Below are 19,740 nucleotides of genomic sequence, written 5' to 3'. Positions count from 1 at the left end.
GCCGGCCGGCCCGAGGAGGCGGCGGCCGCGTACCGACGCGCCATCGAGCTGACCGCGGACCCCGGCGTGGCGGCCCATCTGCGCCGACGCATGCCCTGACCGGCCATGGCGACGCGGACCGTTGCCATGATGAACGCCGATGCCATACGGTTTGCTCGTGCAGCGAGGGGGTCGCAGCGTGCCGGCTGCCCGGGGGCGTGGTCGCCCCGTCGGCGCCGACTCCGCACAGACCCGCCGCCGCATCGTGCGTGCCGCACGCGAGGTGATCAACCAGCGCGGCTACCCGGCGATGACGTTCCAGGCGATCTCCAAGCACACCGGATTGAGCCGGCCGACGCTGCACTACTACTTCGCCACCCGCGAGGACGTGTACCGCGCCGTGATGGAAGAGGCGAAGTCGATGCTCACCTCGGCGGTCGAGCGGGCGCTGGCGCACGATGCGCTGCTCGACCGGCTGGCCACCTTCTTCGTCGCGCTGCAGGAGGCCGAACACCGCGACCGCTCGACCATCGCCTTCACCATATCGGCCCGGCTCGAACCGCAGCGCAACCCCGAGCTGCTGCCGTTCAGCGCGCCGTCGCCGGTGCGGCAGTTCCTCACCAGGGTGGTCGAGGACGGCGTCGCGCACGGCGAGATCCGGGCCGACGCCGACACCGCAGGGATCGTGTCGATGCTGCACGTCGTTTTGTGGGGCCTCGGGTGCTACGCGAGCTTCGTCGCACGTCCCGACGACATGGAACCGGTGACGCAGCAGCTGGTCCGGTTGTTCGCCGGCGGGCTGCCCACCAACGACGCCGGCGACCGGTCGGCTTGAGGACGAAGACACGCATCGCGACACGCCGAGCGGTGTCGGAGGTCGGTCATAGACTGGCCACCCTATGAGCGGTTCATCGTCTACGTCCTCGGGGTCGTTCGTTCACCTGCACAACCACACCGAATACTCGATGCTCGACGGTGCCGCGAAGGTCAAGCCGATGCTCGCCGAGGCGCAGCGGCTCGAGATGCCCGCGATCGGGATGACCGACCACGGCAACATGTTCGGCGCCAGCGAGTTCTACAACGCCGCCACCGACGTCGGGATCACCCCGATCATCGGGGTGGAGGCCTACATCGCCCCGGCGTCGCGGTTCGACACCAAGCGGGTGCTCTGGGGCGACCCGAGTCAGAAGAGTGACGACGTGTCGGGCAGCGGCTCGTACACGCACATGACGATGGTGGCCGAGAACGCCACCGGCCTGCGCAACCTGTTCAGGCTGTCGTCGCTGGCCTCGTTCGAGGGGCAGCTCGGCAAGTGGTCGCGGATGGACGCCGAGATCATCGCCGAGCACGCCGAGGGCATCATCGCCACCACCGGCTGTCCGTCGGGCGAGGTCCAGACGCGGCTGCGTCTCGGGCACGAGCGCGAGGCGCTGGAGGCCGCGGCCAAGTGGCGGGAGATCTTCGGGCCGGAGAATTTCTTCCTCGAGCTGATGGACCACGGCCTCGACATCGAGCGCCGGGTCCGCGAGGGACTGCTGGAGGTGGGCCGCAAGCTGTCCATCCCGCCGCTGGCCACCAACGACTGCCACTACGTCACCCGTGACGCCTCGCAGAACCACGAGGCGCTGCTGTGCATCCAGACCGGCAAGACGCTGTCGGACCCCACCCGCTTCAAGTTCGACGGCGACGGCTACTACCTGAAGTCGGCGGCGGAGATGCGGGCGCTGTGGGACCAGCAGGTCCCCCGCGCGTGCGACTCGACGCTGCTCATCGCCGAGCGTGTGCAGTCCTACGCCGAGGTGTGGCAGCCGCGCGACCGGATGCCGGTCTTCCCGGTGCCCGAGGGGCATTCGCAGGAGAGCTGGCTGCGGCACGAGGTGAGCGCCGGCCTGGAGCGCCGCTTCTCGGGCGGCACGGTGCCGCAGGAGTACCTCGACCGCGCCGACTTCGAGATCAAGGTCATCTGCGACAAGGGTTACCCGTCGTACTTCCTCATCGTCGCCGACCTGATCAACTACGCCCGCTCGGTGGACATCCGGGTGGGGCCGGGGCGCGGATCGGCGGCGGGTTCGCTGGTGGCCTACGCGATGGGCATCACCAACATCGACCCGATCCCGTACGGGCTGCTGTTCGAACGGTTCCTCAACCCCGAGCGGGTCTCGATGCCCGACATCGACATCGACTTCGACGACCGTCGCCGCGGTGAGATGCTGCGCTATGCCGCCAACAAGTGGGGCAGCGACCGGGTGGCCCAGGTCATCACCTTCGGCACCATCAAGACCAAAGCGGCGCTGAAGGATTCGGCGCGGGTGCACTACGGTCAGCCCGGCTTCGCGATCGCCGACCGGATCACCAAGGCGTTGCCGCCGCCGATCATGGCCAAGGACATCCCGCTGTCGGGCATCACCGATCCGGCCCACGACCGGTACAAGGAGGCCACCGAGGTCCGCGGGCTGATCGACGCCGACCCCGACGTGCGGACCATCTACGAGACCGCGCGCGGGCTCGAGGGCCTGGTCCGCAACGCCGGCGTGCACGCCTGCGCGGTGATCATGAGTTCCGAGCCGCTGGTCGACGCCATCCCGCTGTGGCGGCGGCCGCAGGACGGCGCGGTGATCACCGGCTGGGACTATCCGTCGTGCGAGGCCATCGGCCTGCTGAAGATGGACTTCCTGGGCCTGCGGAACCTGACGATCATCGGCGACTGCCTGGAGAACATCAGGGCCAACCGGGGCATCGACCTCGACCTGGACACCGTGCCGCTCGACGATCCGGCGGCCTACGAACTGCTCGGACGTGGCGACACGCTGGGTGTGTTCCAGCTCGACGGCGGCCCGATGCGCGACCTGCTGCGGCGGATGCAGCCGACGGGGTTCGAGGACGTCGTCGCGGTCATCGCGCTGTACCGGCCGGGGCCGATGGGCATGAACGCCCACAACGACTACGCCGACCGCAAGAACAACCGTCAGGCCATCAAGCCGATCCATCCCGAGCTCGAGGAGCCGCTGCGCGAGATCCTCGCCGAGACCTACGGCCTGATCGTCTACCAAGAGCAGATCATGCGCATCGCGCAGAAGGTGGCCGGCTACTCGCTGGCCCGAGCCGACATCCTGCGCAAGGCCATGGGCAAGAAGAAGCGCGAGGTGCTGGAGAAGGAGTTCGAGGGCTTCTCCGACGGCATGAAGGCCAATGGCTTCTCCGCGGCGGCGGTCAAGGCGCTGTGGGACACCGTGCTGCCCTTCGCCGACTACGCGTTCAACAAATCCCACGCCGCCGGGTACGGGCTGGTGTCCTACTGGACGGCGTACCTGAAGGCCAATTACCCGGCCGAGTACATGGCGGGTCTGCTCACCTCCGTCGGCGACGATAAGGACAAGGCCGCGGTCTACCTGGCCGACTGCCGTCGGCTGGGCATCACCGTGCTGCCGCCGGACGTCAACGAGTCGGTGCAGAACTTCGCCTCGGTCGGCACCGACATCCGGTTCGGGCTCGGCGCGGTGCGCAACGTCGGCGCGAATGTGGTGGCGTCGCTGGTGAACACGCGCGCCGAGAAGGGCAAGTACACCGACTTCTCGGACTACCTGAACAAGATCGACATCTCGGCGTGCAACAAGAAGGTGACGGAGTCGCTGATCAAGGCCGGCGCCTTCGATTCGCTCGGCCATCCCCGCAAGGGCCTGTTCCTGGTGCACACCGACGCGGTGGACTCGGTGCTGGGCACCAAGAAGGCCGAGGCGATGGGTCAGTTCGACCTGTTCGGCGGCGCCGACACCGCGACCGACGCGGTGTTCACCATCAAGGTGCCCGACGAGGAGTGGGAGGACAAGCACAAGCTCGCCCTGGAACGGGAGATGCTCGGGCTGTACGTGTCCGGGCACCCGCTCAACGGGGTGGCCCATCTGCTGGCCAACCAGGTCGACACCCAGATCCCGGCGATCCTCGACGGTGACGTCGCCAACGACGCGCAGGTGCTGGTGGGTGGCATCCTCGCCTCGGTGAACCGGCGGGTGAACAAGAACGGACTGCCCTGGGCCTCAGCGCAACTGGAGGATCTCACCGGCGGCATCGAGGTGCTGTTCTTCCCGCAGACCTACTCGTTGTTCGGCGCCGAGATCGCCGACGACGTGGTGGTGTTGGTGAAGGCGAAGGTCGCCGCCCGGGATGACCGGATCGCGCTGATCGCCCACGAACTGGTGGTGCCCGACTTCTCCAGCGCGCAGGTGAACCGGCCGCTCGCGGTGAGCCTGCCGACGCGGCAGTGCACCGTGGACAAGGTGAGCGCGCTCAAGGCGGTGCTGGCCAACCACCCGGGTGTGTCGCAGGTGCACCTGCGGCTGATCAGCGGTGAGCGCATCACTACCCTGGAACTGGACCAGGCGCTGAGGGTCACGCCGTCGCCGGCGCTGATGGGCGACCTGAAGGCGCTGCTCGGGCCGGGCTGCCTGGGGGGCTAGAGGTCGATCCGGACGATCGCGCTGTCGTCCCAGAGGTGGCGGGCGCGCGCCCGTCGTATCTTCTCGCGCCACGGCAGGTTGCTGTGCACGTTGCGCACGCCCGGGATCTTCAGCAGCGGGACCACGTTGTACTGCCAGCCGTAGCGGCGGCGCAGCAGCTCGTCGGCCGCAGCGGCGGGGGCACCGGACAGGATCGTCGCCCGCCCGTCGACGGTCCCGGCTTCGGGGCTGACGCGGCCCCGGTGGTCGCACACCTGCAGCTGCACGCGTGGGTCGTGGGTCAGTCGGCGGGTCTTCGGGCCGATCTTCGTGCGGAACACCAGCGCTGAGCCGTCGAACGCGAACCAGATCGGGGTGTCGAGGGGGGTGCCGTCGCGACGCTGGGTGCGCAGCAGCGCGTAGCGGGAGTGCCGGAGGTCGTCGAGGGTCTGCATGGTGTCGAGTTCAGCACTTAGAGTTGGCTCCAAGTCAAGAGGAGGCGGCGGAGATGACGGCGAACCTGACGATCGGCGAGGTGGCCCGCCGCGCGGGGATCGCGGCGACCACGCTGCGGTACTATCGAGCAGATCGGGCTGCTCGCGCCCGCGGGCCGGGTGGGGGTCAGCGCCGTTACGGCGACGCGATCCTGGCCCGGCTCGAAGTGATCCGGCTGTGCAAGACGGCGGGGTTCGCACTGGAGGACATCGCGGTGCTGTTCGCCGACGACGCGCCGGGCCGGCCGCTCAGCCGGGCGCTGGCGCAGTCGAAGCTCGCCGAGATCGACGCCAGGATGGACGAGTTGCGCCGGGCGAGGGAGATCGTCGAGTGGGGGATGGCGTGCACCTGTCCCTCGATCGACGACTGCACGTGCGGGGTGCACGCGATCGGCTCGGCGACGCCGATGAACTCCGGCTGCGTCACGATGTACCGGTGACCGACGACATGACCGGCGACACCGCGCAGACCTCCCGTCACATCGGGGTGTGGATCGACGCGCCACCGGAGGTGGTGTACGCCTTCGCCTCCGACCCGCAGCAGATGCCGCGCTGGGCGGCAGGCCTGGCCGCGGGCGAGCTGCGGCGGAGCGACGAGGGCTGGGTGGCCGACTCGCCGATGGGGCAGGTGACCGTCGAGTTCGCGCCGGTCAACGAGTTCGGCGTGATCGACCATGTCGTGCGGCTGCCGTCCGGCGAGGCGGTGTACAACGCCCTGCGCGTCGTTCCCGCAGGAGCCGGTGTGCCTCGCTGTGAAGTGGTGTTCACCGTGCGGCAGCGCGCCGGGATGACCGACGAAGAATTCGAGGCCGACGTCGCGGCGGTGACCGCCGACCTGCAGTCGTTGCGCAGACTGCTCGAGCGTTAATCCCGCCGCGGCCGACGGGCGTGCCGCAGCAGCAATTCGACGATGTCGTCAGGACGCTCCTCGATCAGATAGTGCTGGCCGTTGGGGACGACGTGCACGGTCACGTCGGACCAGCCGAAGCGGGAACGCAGTTCCTCCGCGGTGTCGGGCAGCGTGGCGCCGAACACGTGCTCACCGCCGACGAGCAGCAGGGGCACGTCGACCAGGTCCCGGTGCGCGTCGTTGAAGACGATGTTCCGCGGGATCGCGCGATACATCTCAAAGGCGGCACGCAGGTGCGGCCCGTCGCGGTACGCCTCGACGTAGTGGTCCAGATCCGCATCGGTGATCACGCCCCGGCCCCGGGTGCCGATGTCGAAGAAATAGCCGAAGTAGTCCCGTTGCCGCCCGGACACCAGAGCCTCGGGCAGGTCGGGCACCATGTGGAATTCGCCATGCCACAGCGCGACGTCGACGCCTGGACTGGCGAAGCGCCCGGTGCCCGCGATGAGCGTCTCCAGGATGGTCGCGCTGAGCACCCGCTGCGGATGGCGGCGTGCCCCCGCGTATGCCACCCAGCCGCCGATGTCATGACCGACGAGGTGGACGGCGCCGAGTCCGAGATGGTCGATGAGCGCGAAGACGTCGTCGGCCATCTGCGTGGCGTCGTAGCCGTCCTCGGGGGCGTCGGACTCGCCGACCCCCCGCAGGTCGACCGCGACGACGGTGTGGGACGCGGCCAGTCGTGGCATCACGGCGCGCCATTCGTACCAGTCCTGGGGGAAACCGTGCAGGAGGACCATGGCGGGGCCGGATCCGCCGCTGACGTGATGAAGGGTGATCCCGTTGACCCGGGCGGTCGCGGAGGTGAATGCGTCGCCGAGGCCGTGCGGTGATGTGGTCATGTCTGTGCCGACCGGAATGCGGTCGAGAACTAATCGACCCCCGGGCGGGCAGGCGCTACTGGCGGTCTGTGCAGAAGACGCCGAGGCCGAGCCAGGCGGCGGTGGCCGCCGCGGCACCGGCGAGCACCGCAGGCGCGGCGCTCATGGTGGCTACGCCGACGATCACGGTCACCAGGGCGCCGAGCATCAGCGCGATCACCTTGTACGCGGGCCATGGCACACCGGCGACACTCACATCGCACGTCGCACGGGAGACCGTGGAACGGAGATGGCCTGCGGTGGTCATAGTTCGAGGGTACCTCTCAACCATGGTTTCGGCCAGCCGAAACTCTCAATACGGGCACCGGGTTTCTGTACCCGCCTAAGCTTGTTTAATGCCGCTGACCGGAGAATACGAACCGAGCACGTCGGACTGGGCACGCGAGAACGCCGAGCAGTACATGGCCTCAGGGGGCACCGAGGGCACCGAGCTGAAGGGTCGCCCCGTCATCCTGCTGACCACCGTCGGCGCCAAGACCGGCAAGCTCCGCAAGACCCCGCTGATGCGGGTGGAGAACAACGGGGAGTACGCGGTGGTCGCGTCGCTCGGCGGCGCGCCGAAGCATCCTGTCTGGTACCACAACATCAAGAAGAACCCGCGCGTGGAACTGCAGGACGGTTCGTCCACCCGCGACTACGACGCCCGCGAGGTGTTCGGCGACGAGAAGGCCGATTGGTGGGAGCGGGCCGTCAAGGCCTGGCCGGAGTACGCCGAGTACCAGGAGAGGACCGACCGGGAAATCCCGGTGTTCGTGCTGAGCCCGGCCGAGTAGACCGGGCCGGGCAAAACCGGCTGTACCCCTGCGACGGGCGGATGGCACCATTGAGCGGTGTCCGCCGACCTGAGCCAGCCCGTCACGTCGCCGTTGACCGCGGCCGACATCGACGAGGCCGCCGCGCGGATCGCCGACATCGTGGTGCGCAGCCCGCTGCACCTGTCCGAACGGCTGTCCGAGGCCACCGGTGCGACGGTGTACCTCAAGCGCGAGGACCTGCAGGCGGTCCGGTCCTACAAGCTGCGCGGCGCCTACAACCTGCTGATGCAGCTGTCCGACGCCGAACTGGCCGCCGGCGTGGTCTGCTCCTCGGCCGGCAACCACGCCCAGGGCTTCGCGCTGGCCTGCAGGTCGATGGGCATCAGGGGCCGGGTGTACGTGCCGACGAAGACGCCCAAGCAGAAGCGGGACCGCATCCGCTATCACGGCCGCGAGTTCATCGACTTGATCGCGGTCGGCGCCACCTACGACCTGGCCGCGGCGGCCGCCCTCGACGACGTGGCGCGCACCGGGGCCACGCTGATTCCGCCGTACGACGACCTGCGCACGATGGCAGGCCAGGGCACCATCGCCGCGGAGATCCTCGACCAGCTCGACGCCGAGCCGGACCTGGTGATCGTTCCGGTCGGCGGCGGCGGATGCATCTCGGGTATCACCACCTATCTGGCCGAGCGCACCACGAACACCGCGGTGCTCGGTGTGGAACCGGCGGGTGCGGCGGCCATGATCGCGGCCCTGGCCGCAGGCGAACCGATCACCCTCGATCACGTCGACCAATTCGTCGACGGCGCCGCCGTGAACCGCGCGGGCACGCTGCCGTTCGCCGCGTTGACCGCCGCGGGCGACATGGTGTCGCTCACCACGGTCGACGAGGGCGCGGTGTGCACCGCGATGCTGGACCTGTACCAGAACGAGGGCATCATCGCCGAGCCGGCCGGGGCGCTGGCGGTGGCGGGGCTGCTGGAGGCGACGGTCGAACCGGGGACCACTGTGGTGTGCCTGGTCTCCGGCGGCAACAACGACGTGTCGCGCTACAACGAGATCCTCGAGCGCTCGCTGGTCCACCTCGGGCTCAAGCACTATTTCCTGGTCGACTTCCCGCAGGAGCCGGGCGCGCTGCGCCGTTTCCTCGACGAGGTGCTCGGTCCGGGCGACGACATCACGCTGTTCGAGTACGTCAAACGCAACAACCGGGAGACCGGTGAGGCGCTGGTCGGCATCCAGCTCGGCTCGGCCGCCGACCTCGACGGACTGCTGGTGCGCATGCGCAGCTCGGACATGCACGTCGAGACACTGGAGCCGGGTTCGCCGGTCTACCGCTACCTGACCTGAAGCGGCCGACGGCGCGCCGTCACGGCTCGACCTGCACCAAGGCGTCGTCGTTGGCACGGAAGATCGGCTCGATGGGTAAGCCGGCCTCGGCGGCCAGTCTGGTGAGCAGCGCCGCCCACTCCCGGTCGGCGGGGGAGACCGGCCCGCGGCCCGGACGTGTCAGCAGCAACGCGACCGTCGTTCCCGCCCGCATCCCCGCCAGCACATCGGTCAGGGCGCTGAACACAGCGTCGACAGGCCGGCGCCGTGGCCGCGGACCGAGCGGCACATCGCTCAGTGCCTTGATCAGCCGGCGGTCCGGCCCGACGAAACCCACCCACAGGAGGCGCTCGCCGAAGCCCAACGGACCCATCAGGGCGCGCCAGCGCTGACCCAGGTCCGTTGGCGAGTGGATCGGATCGGTGGCCGAGTCGATTGGCGGTATCTCGTACACATCAGTCATACCGCCGAGCGTGTCCCGGATCCGGCGAGAACGGAAACCATTCGTCCACAGGCGGATTCGCTGTGGGCGACCGGGTTGACAGAACGTCAGGTCTGCGCCATGCGGCCGTGCTCCTGTGTCAGGCCGAGCGCAGCACCGCAAAGGAGTGCCCCGGCAGCCGGGTCGCCTCGCCCTCCACCGCCGGCTCGTCCCAGGAGAGCACCACCTCGCCGGTGACCGGGACGGTTACCGGTTCGGCGCCGAGATTGCAGGCGACGGCGAAGGCGCCGCGGTGCATGACGAGCCAGCGCTGCTCCTCGTCGTAGTCCACCCGCAGGTGATCCAGCCACGGATCGGCAAGGTCGGGTTCGCGGTGCCGCAGCGCGATGAGATCGCGGTAGACGGCCAGCATCCGGGCGTGGTCGCCGTCGGCCACCTCGTCCCAGTTCAGCTTGGAACGCAGGAACGTCTCGGGGTCCTGCGGGTCGGGGATCTCGTCGGCGTCCCAGCCGTGTTCGGCGAACTCCGCCTTGCGGCCCTCAGCGGTGGCCCGCGCGAGTTCCGGTTCGGGGTGGGAGCTGAAGAACTGGAACGGTGAGGACGACGCCCACTCCTCACCCATGAAAAGCATGGCGGTGTAGGGCGATCCGAGTGCCAGCGCCGCCTTGACCGCGAGCTGACCGGGTTCCAGGTTCTGCGACGGACGGTCGCCGACGGCGCGGTTGCCGACCTGGTCGTGGGTCAGCGTGTAGGCGAGCAGCCGGGTGGCCGGGATCGACGAGGTGTCCAGCGGCCTGCCGTGCCTGCGGTGCCGGAACGACGAGTACGTGCCCGCGTGGAAGTACCCGTTCCGCAGCGTCTGCGCCAGCGTTTCGATCGAGCCGAAATCACCGTAGTAGCCCTGTGTCTCGCCCGACACCGCGGAGTGGATGGCGTGGTGGATGTCGTCGTCCCACTGTGCGGTCATCCCGAGGCCGCCACGCTCGCGGGGTGTGATCAGTCGCGGGTCGTTCATGTCGCTCTCGGCGATCAGCGAGAGCGGACGGCCGAGTTCGGTTGAAAGCGCGTCGGTTTCGGCGGACAGTTCCTCGAGGATGTGGAATGCCGTGGTGTCGACGAGGGCGTGCACGGCGTCCAGCCGCAGTCCGTCGGCGTGGAACTCGCGCATCCACCGCAGGGCGCAGTCGATGATGTAGCGGCGCACCTCGTCGGCGTCGGCGTCGGCGATGTTGATCGACTCGCCCCACGGATTGCTGCCACTGGAGAGGTAAGGGCCGAACCGGGGGAGGTAGTTGCCCGAGGGTCCGAGGTGGTTGAACACCGCGTCGATCAGCACACCCAGTCCGCGCCGGTGGCAGGCGTCGACCAGCCGGATCAGGCCGTCGGGGCCGCCGTAGGGTTCGTGCACCGCGTACCAGAGCACGCCGTCGTAGCCCCAGCCGTGGGTGCCGCCGAATGCGTTGACCGGCATCAGTTCCACGACGTCGACACCGAGATCGATCAGGTGGTCCAGCTTGTCGATCGCCGCGTCGAAGGTGCCCGCCGGGGTGAAGGTGCCGACGTGCAGCTCGTAGATCACCGCACCCTCGATCGACCTGCCCGCCCAGTCGGAGTCGGTCCAGGCATCGGCTGCGGGCCGCCAGCGCTGCGAACGCTCGTGCACGCCCTCGGGCTGGCGCGGTGACCGAGGGTCGGGCAGCACCTTCGGGTCGTCGTCGAGCACGAAACCGTACCGCGCATCGATGCGGGCGTCGACGTCGGCGCGCCACCAGCCGTCGCCGGAGGCGACCATCGGATGCAGCGTGCCGTCCACATCGAGGCGCACCCGCTCGGGCCGCGGCGCCCACACCGCGAACTCAACCATTCGTGCGCTCCAGCAACGCCACGGGCAGGTCGGCGAACAGCTCGCTCACCGGGACGGAACCGCTGAACCGTCCGCCGCCGATCCGGTCGGTCCACTCACCCGCGGGTAGCGGCAGAGTCGTGTCACCCCAACCGGATTCGGTGAGACCGACACTGTGCCGGGTCACCGCGGTGAGCACCTCGGCGCCGCGGGTGAAGGCCAGCACGTGCTGGGCGGCGGCGCCGCCGGCGAGCACCGGGCGGTAGTCACCGGAGAGGAACGCGTCAGGGCGCTCGCGGCGCAGGTGCAGCGCCTCGCGCACCACCCGGATCTTGGGATGGGTGGCCGCCTCCAGCGCCGCCCGCCGTTCGGCGTAGTCGACCGGCCGCCGGTTGTCCGGATCCACCAGGCTGTCCTCCCACAGTTCGGTGCCCTGATACACGTCGGGCACGCCGGGTGCGGTGAGGGTCACCAGTTTCTGCCCGAGGCTGTCGCTGCGCGCATGCCGGTCGAGCTGTTCGAGCAACCGGGTCAGCTCGGCGCCGACGGGTCCGTCGAGCACGGTGTCCAGCCACCGGTGCACCGCCGACTCGAAGGTCTCGTCCGGGTCGTTCCACGTGGTGTGCAGCGCGGCCTCGCGGATGGCCTTCTCGGCGTAGCCGTGCAGCCGCTCCCGCAGCTCGGGCGTCACCGTACCGTCGACCGGCCAGACGCCGAAGACGTTCTGCAGCAGGAACATCGCGGTGCCGGAATCGGGCGGCGAGGTGCGCTCCAACCAGGCCTCGACGTACTGCGCCCAGAGTGCGGGCACCTGGGAGAGCACCCCGATCCGGGCTCGCACGTCCTCACCGCGCTTGGTGTCGTGCGTGGTGAGCGCGGTCATCGCCGACGGCCACAGCCGGGCGCGGGCGTCGGCGCGCTGATGGAATTCCGCGGTGCTGACCCCGAACTTCTCGGGTTCGTTGCCGACCTCGTTGAGCGACACCAGCCGGGCGTCCCGGTAGAACAGGCAGTCCTCCATCGACTTGGCGGTGGAGGCGCCGCACAGCTGCTGCAGCCGCACCGACGTCTCGCGATTCATGGTGACCGCCGTGCACAGGATCGCCAGCGCTTCAGCGAGATCCGGGCGTTCGGCGACGGTCTCCTCGACGGCGACGGGCAGCACCAGCGACAGCGACGGGTAGTCCGACCGGTAGACGCCGATGTGGCTCAGCAGGGCGGCGATCGCGTTGGGCAGTTGCGGGTGGTCCACGCCCGTCGCGCCGGTCACGGTGCGGTGCAGTCGGGCCAGTTCGCTGCCCAGCGTGTCGGTGACCGCCCGCGCCTTGAGCCTGCGGGCCTCCGCGGGGGTCGACGCGTAGACGACCCCGGTGGACTCGTAGAGATCGGTCAGCGGCGCCTCACCGGCCGGGTCGAGGAACACCCCGCCGGTCTCGCGCAGCGCGTCGTAACCCGTCGTCCCGGCGACGGGCAGGCTGAGATCGAGCGGTTCGTCGACTGCCAGGATCTTCTCGATCACGATCCAGGCGTCGTCGCCGAGCAGGTCACGCAGCCATGCCAGGTAGCCGGCCGGGTCGGACAGGCCGTCGGGATGGTCGATGCGCACACCGTCGACCAGGCCGTCGGCCACCCAACGGCCCACCTCGGCGTGGGTGGCCTCGAACACCGCCCGGTCCTCCTGGCGCAGCCCCGCCAGCGAGGTGATGGAGAAGAACCGCCGGTATCCGCAGATGCCGTTGCGCCAGCCGGTCAGTCGGTAGCCCTGGCGGTCGTGCACCTGCGCGCCGGTGGCGTCCTGGCCGGCGGTGCCCGGCGCGATCGGGTAGGCCAGATCGCCCAGGCGCAACACCGGTTCGTCACCGCTGCGGTCGACCACCAGGTCGGCCACGTCGTCGTCGGAGCCCAGCACCGGCAGGACGATCCGGTGATCGGGGTCGAGATCCCAGTCGATATCGAAGTACGGGGCGTAGCGGGATTCGCGACCGTGCGTGAGCACATCCCACCACCAGGCGTTCTGAGCGGGGGAGTCGACGCCGACATGGTTGGGCACGATGTCGACCACCAGACCCATGCCGCGTGCCTTCGCGGCCGCGGACAGCCGTGCGAGACCGTCGGGGCCGCCGAGCGCGTGGGCCACCGTGGTGGGGTCGGTGACGTCGTAGCCGTGGGTGGACCCCTGCGCCGCGGTCAGGATCGGCGACAGGTACAGGTGCGAGACACCCAGCGCGTCCAGGTAGTCGAGCACGTTCTCCGCGTCGGCGAATGTGAAGCAGTCGCCGCGCATCTGCAGTCGGTACGTCGAGAGCACACGATCCATCGGTCAGGCCGTCTTGCGCAGCACGAGAACCGAACGCGCGGGCAGCGAGATCTTCTCGCCCGCGGCCACCACCAGGTCCGTGGCGCCGGTGGGATCGGCGGTGTCGAGCTCGGCGGTCCACTCGTTGGCGTAGAAGCCCTCCGGCGCGGCGAAGTCCTGCACCCGGTCGTGGGCGTTGAAGCACAGCAGGAAGGAATCGCCGACCACCCGCTCACCGCGCGCGTTAGGCGCGAAGATCGCCTCGCCGTTGAGGAACACTGCGACGCACTGGCCCAGCCCGGTGCCCCAGTCCTGCGGCGTCATCTCCGTGCCCGCCGGTGTCAGCCACGCGATGTCGCGCACCTCGTCGCCGCTGCGGATCGGGTTGCCCTCGAAGAACCGCCTGCGCCGGAACACCGGGTGCTTCTTGCGCACCCCGATCACCTTGCGGGTGAAGTCCAGCAGGTCGGCGTTGGTCTCGCACAGCGACCAGTCCATCCAGGCGATGTCGGAGTCCTGGCAGTACACGTTGTTGTTGCCGCGCTGCGTGCGGCCGATCTCGTCGCCGTGCGCGATCATCGGCGTGCCCTGCGACAACATCAGCGTCGCCAGGATGTTGCGCATCTGCTTGCCGCGCAGCACCCTGATCTCAGGATCGTCGGTCGGCCCCTCCACGCCGCAGTTCCACGACCGGTTGTGGCTCTCGCCGTCGCGGTTGTCCTCACCGTTGGCCTCGTTGTGCTTCTCGTTGTACGACACCAGGTCGTTCAGGGTGAAGCCGTCGTGGCAGGTGACGAAGTTGATGCTGGCGCTGGGCCGGCGTCCGGTGGCCTCGTAGAGGTCGGACGATCCGGTCAGCCGCGAGGCGAACTCGCCGAGGGTCGCGGGCTCGCCCCGCCAATAATCACGCACAGTGTCGCGATACTTCCCGTTCCACTCGGTCCACAAACCTGGGAAGTTGCCGACCTGGTAACCGCCTTCGCCGATGTCCCACGGTTCGGCGATCAGCTTGACCTGACTGACCACCGGGTCCTGCTGCACCAGGTCGAAGAACGCCGACAGCCGGTCCACGTCGTAGAATTCGCGGGCCAGGGTGGAGGCCAGGTCGAAGCGGAATCCGTCGACGTGCATGTCCAGCACCCAGTAGCGCAGCGAGTCCATGATCAGCTGCAGGGTGTGCGGGTGGCGGGCGTTGAGGCTGTTGCCGGTGCCGGTGAAGTCCTTGTAGAGCCGCAGGTCGCCGTCGAGCAGCCGGTAGTAGGCCGCGTTGTCGATACCGCGGAAGTTGATCGTGGGCCCGAGGTGGTTGCCTTCGGCGGTGTGGTTGTAGACGACGTCGAGGATGACCTCGATGCCCGCCTCGTGGAAGGCCTTCACCATCGTCTTGAACTCGGCCACGGCGCCGCCGGCGTGCCGGTTTGACGCGTACTGGTGATGCGGTGCGAAGAACCCGAAGGTGTTGTAGCCCCAGTAGTTTCGGAGTTCCAGGTCGAGCAGCCGGTGATCGTGCATGAATGCGTGCACGGGCATCAGTTCAATCGCGGTGATGTTCAGCGACTTGAGGTGCTCGATGATCACCGGGTGGGCCAGGCCCGCGTAGGTGCCGCGCAGCTCCTCCGGGATGCCGGGGTGGGTCTGCGTCATGCCCTTGACGTGGGCCTCGTAGATCACCGTCTCGTGATAGGGCGTGCGGGGCGCCCGGTCGGATCCCCACTGGAAGAACGGGTTGATCACCACGCTGGTCATGGTGTGCCCGAGTGAATCCAGCTGCGGCGGCGTCCCGCCGGAGGCGAGGTCGTCGGCGGCCAGGTCGTAGGAGAACAGCTCCTGGCCGAAGTCGAAGTCACCGTGGAAGGACTTGCCGTACGGGTCGAGTAGCAGCTTGCTGGCGTCACACCGGTGCCCGGCGGGCGGGTCCCACGGCCCGTACACGCGGAACCCGTAGCGATGTCCAGGCGTGACGGTGGGCAGGTAGGCGTGCCACACGTACCCGTCGACCTCTTCGAGGTCGATCCGCTCCTCGGTGCCGTCCTTGGCGATCATGCACAGTTCGACGCGGTCGGCGACCTCTGAGAACAGCGAGAAGTTGGTGCCGGCACCGTCATACGTGGCGCCCAGCGGATAGGACTCGCCCGGCCAGACGGTGGTGGCGCTGCGCGGCTTCGGCGCGGGGGATGCTGCGGTCACGGGGTCACCACCAGCCGGTGGCAGCGGCGATCTGTCGTCCCAGTTCGTTGGTCATGGTGCGCATGTACGTTGCCGAGATGTGGTGAGAGTCGTGATACAGCAATATGTTTCCCTCCACTGCGCGACAGTAGTCCTGGCGACACACCGCGTCGCTCAGGTCGAGGGCCTTGAGCATCGGGAATTGAGCGACGAAGTCCAGTGTCGGGTTGTGGTCGGAGAGTACCTCGGCCCGCTTGATGCCGCAGGAGATCGCATCGCCGCCGTCGGCCAGGCAGTCCGCCGGGAAGAACGGCTCGCCGTCGCGCACCAGCCATGGCGTGTCGCGCATCGCGAGGATCGGAATCCGGTTCTGCGACAATCTATCCCAGATGCCGAGGTAGCTCGGCGGCACGACGTCGCCCGGCTTGACGTTCCACGGCCGGGTCGAGGTGGTGAACACGTAATCGGGGCGGTCGGCGATCAGTTTGTCCATCACCCGTTCGTTCCACTGGTGGCACTTCGGGTACGGCCGGTTGTCGCCCATCACCAGCGGCACCTCTTCGGTGGTCAGCGGGCAGCCCATCTTCAGGTAGGTCACCACCCGGAAGTTGTGCAGCCGGCCCAGCAGGTCGAGCGCGGTGACCCAGTGCTCGGCGTGCGATCCGCCTGCCAGGGCGATGGTGCGGGTCGCGGTCTTGTCGCCGTAGGTGCAGTTGATCACACCGATGTTGTCGAAGTCGCTGATGCAGCCGTCGTTGGTGGTGGCGGGCAGGTCCTTCGTGGCCTCCAGCACGGTGGGCCGCATCGGCAGCTTGGGCACCTTCGCCCGATTGAGCAGCGCCCGCGCACCGGGGTAGTCGCGGGCCGACAGCCCGGACAGCTCCTTGCCGCTGGCGCGTTCGACGGTGACGTGTTCGCGCCACGTGAACGAGGTCGCAGTCAGCGCCACACCGAGCAGCGCGACCACCGACCCGAGCACGATCGTCGGCCTGCGCAACCGCTTGCGCAGAGGGACCGCGGGGCTGGTCGCCGCAGGCGCGCGGTAGCGGAGCGGCTCCTCGATGTAGCGGGTCGTCAGCCAGGCCAGCACGCCCGAAACCAGCAGCACGCCCGCGCCGTCGAGGAGGCTCGCGCGCTGGTGTCCGGTGTAGGAGAGCCAGAAGATCAGCAGCGGCCAGTGCCACAGGTACAGGGAGTAGGCCATCGCACCGAGGGCGACGAACGGCGCGGTGGCCAGCAGCCGGTTGGGGGCGGGCAACCGGCCGCCGGTGTGCGGATCGGCGAGCCGGTTGGCGGCCGACAGCACGAACAGGATGGTGGCGCCGACCGGCACCAGCGCCCAGGGGCCGGGGAACTCCTTGACGCCGTCGATCAGCGCGCCGCAGGCCAGGATCGCCGCCAGCGCGACCGTCGCGACGATCGTCCGCAGCCACATCGGCCAGCGCACATACTGCACCAGTGCGCCTGCCAGCGCGCCCAGCAGCATCTCCCAGGCCCGCGCGAAACTGTTGTAGTAGGCGGTGGCCTGGTCGGCGTTGTGCGCGAAGATCGCGTACACGAACGACGCGACGGTCAGCGCGGTGAGCACCACCACGAACACGGCCTTGAGGTGGCGCCGAAGGATGCGGCGCAGCAGCACGGCCAGGCCGAGGATCAGCGCCAGGAAGGCGATGTAGAACTGGCCCTGCACCGACATCGACCAGATGTGCTGCAGCGGGCTGACCGTCTCGCCTGCCCGCAGGTAGTCCGACGCCGTGTTGGCGAGTTCCCAGTTCTGGTAGTAGCCGAGGCTGGCCAGGCTCTGGTCGGCGAAGGTCTCCCACCGGGTCTCGGGCTGGACGAGGATGGTCAGCACCGCGGCGGCGGCCAGCACCACCACCAGCGCCGGTAGCAGCCGCCGCCCCAGCCGGATCACCTCGCGCCCCGGCCGCAGGGACACGCCGGGGGTGAGCGCCGCGCGCAGCAGGCGGCCGCCGAAGAAGAAGCCCGACAGCGCCAGGAAGACGTCGACGCCGCCGGAGACGCGGCCGAACCAGATGTGGAACACCGCCACCATCGCGATCGCGACACCACGAAGACCGTCGAGGTCGTGTCGGTAGAAGCCCGACATTCGGGAACCCATGGCGGCGCGCGGCGCGGAACCGATCTCGGTGGCGGGCGCCGGCCTGGGGGCGGCGAGGGTGATCATGGTCGAGAAGCAATTTACCCAACTTCTGCCGATGACTCATGTCGCGGTGGTCGCCGCCCGCTGCCCGGGCAAAGAAGTAGGCTCGTAGCCCGTGCCCCTGACGCCCGCGGAGATCAGTGCGATCGACGCCGCCCACGTGTGGCACCCGTACAGCGCCATCGGCGCCGAGGCGTTCCCGCCGGTGGTCGCGGTGGGTGCGCGGGGCCCCCACCTGACCGTGATGCACGAGGGACGCGAGGTCGAGGTGCTCGACGCGATGGCGTCGTGGTGGACCGCGATCCACGGTCACGGACACCCGGTGCTCGACGCGGCGATCGTCGACCAGCTGGCGACCATGAACCACGTGATGTTCGGCGGCCTCACCCACGAGCCGGCGGCCCGGCTGGCGCAGCTGCTCGTCGAGGTGACGCCCGAGGGCCTGGACACGGTCTTCTTCTCCGACTCCGGCTCGGTGTCGGTCGAGGTGGCCGCCAAGATGGCGCTGCAGTACTGGCGCAGCCTCGGCAGGCCGGGCAAGCACCGGCTGATGACGTGGCGCGGCGGCTACCACGGCGACACGTTCACCCCGATGAGCGTGTGCGACCCCGACGGCGGCATGCACTCGCTGTGGACCGACGTGATGATGCGGCAGGTGTTCGCGCCGCCGGTGCCCGCAGACCACGACCCCGCCTACTCCCTGGAGTTCGAACGCCTGCTGGCCGCCCACGCCGACGAGCTGGCGGCGGTGATCGTCGAGCCGGTGGTGCAGGGTGCGGGCGGGATGCGGTTCCACGACCCGCGCTACCTGGTCGACCTGCGGGACATCTGCGACCGGCACGGCGTGCTGCTGATCTTCGACGAGATCGCCACCGGCTTCGGGCGCACCGGCGAGCTGTTCGCGGCCGACCACGCCGGCGTGCGGCCGGACGTGATGTGCGTCGGCAAGGGACTCACGGGCGGGTACATCACGCTGGCGGCCACGCTGTGCACCTCCGAGATCGCGCACACCATCAGCGCGGGGGAGCCCGGCGCGCTGATGCACGGGCCGACGTTCATGGCCAACCCGCTGGCGTGCGCGGTCGGGGTGGCCTCGGTGGAGCTGCTGCTCGCGGGGGACTGGCGGGCCCGGGTGCGTGCCATCGAGGCGGGTCTGCGCGCCGGGCTGGCGCCGGCGCGGGAGGTGACGGGCGTCGCCGATGTGCGGGTGCTCGGCGCGATCGGGGTGATCCAGCTGGACCGGCCCGTCGATGTGCCGTTAGCCACCGTGACCGCGCTGGACCACGGGGTGTGGCTGCGGCCGTTCCGCGACCTCGTCTACGTGATGCCGCCCTACATCTGCGATGCCGGCGAGGTCGACCGGATCACCGCGGCGATGGTCGCGGTCGCCCGTGCGCTAACCTGAACGGCGTTCAAGTCGTCGAGAGGAGGGGCCGGATGACACGCGCGGGCCTCTCACCGCTGGCATGGCTGGCCGACGTCGAGCAGCAGCGCCGCGCCGACGGACTGCGCCGCTCCCTGCGGCCCCGCCCGCCCGTCGGCGCCGAACTCGACCTGGCCTCCAACGACTACCTGGGCCTGTCCCAGCATCCCGACGTCATCGCAGGCGGCGTCGACGCGCTGCGCACCTGGGGCGCCGGCTCCACCGGATCCCGGCTCGTCACCGGCAACACCGAGCTGCACGAGGGATTCGAACGCGCGCTCGCCGACTTCGTCGGAGCCGAGTCGGCGCTGGTGTTCTCCTCGGGCTACACCGCCAATCTCGGCGCCGTCGTCGCCCTCTCCGGGCCGGGGACACTGCTGGTCTCCGACGCGCTCACTCACGCCTCGCTGGTCGACGCCTGCCGGCTCTCGCGGGCCAGGGTCGCCGTGACGCCGCACCGCGACGTCGACGCCGTCGCCGCGGCGCTGGCCGGGCGCACCGAATCCCGCGCCGTCGTGCTGACCGACTCGGTGTTCTCCGCCGACGGCGTGATGGCGCCGCTGCGCGCTTTGCACGACGTGTGCCGGCGTCACGGCGCACTGCTCGTCGTCGACGAGGCGCA

General features: G+C 69.3%; 16 protein-coding genes. 8 read left to right on the top strand and 8 right to left on the bottom strand.

Going from position 1 to position 19,740, the window contains the following annotated elements:
* Positions 1-178 precede the first annotated feature (178 nt).
* Both Q2100_RS19800 and dnaE read left to right on the top strand, forming a co-directional pair.
* Complete coding sequence (locus Q2100_RS19800) at positions 179-814, top strand: TetR/AcrR family transcriptional regulator (RefSeq protein WP_302915433.1); 636 nt, start codon at positions 179-181, stop codon at positions 812-814.
* A gap of 64 nt (positions 815-878) precedes the next feature.
* Positions 879-4,433: a DNA polymerase III subunit alpha gene (dnaE, locus tag Q2100_RS19795; RefSeq protein WP_302915432.1), complete on the top strand. Its 3,555-nt coding sequence runs from the start codon at positions 879-881 to the stop codon at positions 4,431-4,433.
* Here the strand turns inward: dnaE and Q2100_RS19790 are convergent.
* Positions 4,430-4,867 carry a PPOX class F420-dependent oxidoreductase gene (locus Q2100_RS19790; protein WP_302915431.1) on the bottom strand — a complete coding sequence of 146 codons (438 nt, stop codon included), beginning with the start codon at positions 4,865-4,867 and terminating at the stop codon, positions 4,430-4,432. The genes dnaE and Q2100_RS19790 overlap by 4 nt on opposite strands.
* A gap of 53 nt (positions 4,868-4,920) precedes the next feature.
* Here Q2100_RS19790 and Q2100_RS19785 point away from each other — a divergent pair, with 53 nt between their 5' ends.
* Positions 4,921-5,346: a MerR family transcriptional regulator gene (locus tag Q2100_RS19785; protein ID WP_302915430.1), complete on the top strand. Its 426-nt coding sequence runs from the start codon at positions 4,921-4,923 to the stop codon at positions 5,344-5,346.
* Positions 5,347-5,354: 8 nt separating this feature from the next.
* On the top strand, positions 5,355-5,774 hold the full coding sequence (locus Q2100_RS19780; protein WP_302915434.1) for an SRPBCC family protein: 420 nt from the start codon (positions 5,355-5,357) through the stop codon (positions 5,772-5,774).
* On the opposite strand, the gene Q2100_RS19775 is transcribed toward Q2100_RS19780, so the two are convergent.
* Positions 5,771-6,658 carry an alpha/beta fold hydrolase gene (locus Q2100_RS19775; protein WP_302915429.1) on the bottom strand — a complete coding sequence of 296 codons (888 nt, stop codon included), beginning with the start codon at positions 6,656-6,658 and terminating at the stop codon, positions 5,771-5,773. The genes Q2100_RS19780 and Q2100_RS19775 overlap by 4 nt on opposite strands.
* Positions 6,659-6,713: 55 nt before the next feature.
* Positions 6,714-6,944, bottom strand: a complete 231-nt coding sequence (locus Q2100_RS19770) for a hypothetical protein (RefSeq protein ID WP_302915428.1) — start codon at positions 6,942-6,944, stop codon at positions 6,714-6,716.
* A gap of 88 nt (positions 6,945-7,032) precedes the next feature.
* On the opposite strand from Q2100_RS19770, the gene Q2100_RS19765 reads away from it, so the two are divergent.
* Together Q2100_RS19765 and ilvA are read left to right on the top strand one after the other, a co-directional pair.
* The gene (locus Q2100_RS19765) at positions 7,033-7,470 is read left to right on the top strand and encodes a nitroreductase family deazaflavin-dependent oxidoreductase (RefSeq protein ID WP_302915427.1); all 438 of its coding nucleotides are present in this window, start codon (positions 7,033-7,035) and stop codon (positions 7,468-7,470) included.
* Positions 7,471-7,527: 57 nt separating this feature from the next.
* Entirely contained in the window at positions 7,528-8,805 is a 1,278-nt protein-coding gene (gene ilvA / locus Q2100_RS19760; RefSeq protein WP_302915426.1) for a threonine ammonia-lyase IlvA, read from the top strand.
* Positions 8,806-8,824: 19 nt separating this feature from the next.
* Here ilvA and Q2100_RS19755 read toward each other — a convergent pair whose 3' ends face one another.
* From Q2100_RS19755 to Q2100_RS19735, 5 genes are all read right to left on the bottom strand, one after another.
* Positions 8,825-9,247, bottom strand: coding sequence for a globin family protein (locus Q2100_RS19755; protein WP_302915425.1), 423 nt, complete (start codon positions 9,245-9,247; stop codon positions 8,825-8,827).
* 118 nt (positions 9,248-9,365) lie between these two features.
* Positions 9,366-11,090, bottom strand: a complete 1,725-nt coding sequence (gene treZ / locus Q2100_RS19750) for a malto-oligosyltrehalose trehalohydrolase (RefSeq protein WP_302915424.1) — start codon at positions 11,088-11,090, stop codon at positions 9,366-9,368.
* Positions 11,083-13,386, bottom strand: coding sequence for a malto-oligosyltrehalose synthase (gene treY / locus Q2100_RS19745; RefSeq protein ID WP_302915423.1), 2,304 nt, complete (start codon positions 13,384-13,386; stop codon positions 11,083-11,085). Before treY ends, treZ begins: the two co-directional genes overlap by 8 nt.
* A 3-nt stretch (positions 13,387-13,389) precedes the next feature.
* On the bottom strand, positions 13,390-15,552 hold the full coding sequence (gene glgX / locus Q2100_RS19740; RefSeq protein WP_302915422.1) for a glycogen debranching protein GlgX: 2,163 nt from the start codon (positions 15,550-15,552) through the stop codon (positions 13,390-13,392).
* A 4-nt stretch (positions 15,553-15,556) separates the two neighbouring features.
* Positions 15,557-17,719, bottom strand: a complete 2,163-nt coding sequence (locus Q2100_RS19735; protein WP_302915421.1) for an acetyltransferase SucT — start codon at positions 17,717-17,719, stop codon at positions 15,557-15,559.
* A 91-nt stretch (positions 17,720-17,810) separates the two neighbouring features.
* Between Q2100_RS19735 and Q2100_RS19730 the strand changes: the two genes are divergently transcribed.
* Together Q2100_RS19730 and Q2100_RS19725 are read left to right on the top strand one after the other, a co-directional pair.
* Positions 17,811-19,100, top strand: a complete 1,290-nt coding sequence (locus tag Q2100_RS19730; protein ID WP_302915420.1) for an adenosylmethionine--8-amino-7-oxononanoate transaminase — start codon at positions 17,811-17,813, stop codon at positions 19,098-19,100.
* Between the two features lie 32 nt (positions 19,101-19,132).
* Positions 19,133-19,740, top strand: a 608-nt coding sequence (locus Q2100_RS19725) for an aminotransferase class I/II-fold pyridoxal phosphate-dependent enzyme (protein WP_302915419.1), incomplete at its 3' end; no start/stop codon positions are given.

This window comes from Mycolicibacterium arseniciresistens, from assembly GCF_030519285.1.
In the GTDB taxonomy this organism is placed as follows: Bacteria; Actinomycetota; Actinomycetes; order Mycobacteriales; family Mycobacteriaceae; genus Mycobacterium; species Mycobacterium arseniciresistens.
The sequence above is the reverse complement of the archived record's forward strand: the minus strand, read 5'-3'. Positions and strand labels throughout refer to the sequence as shown.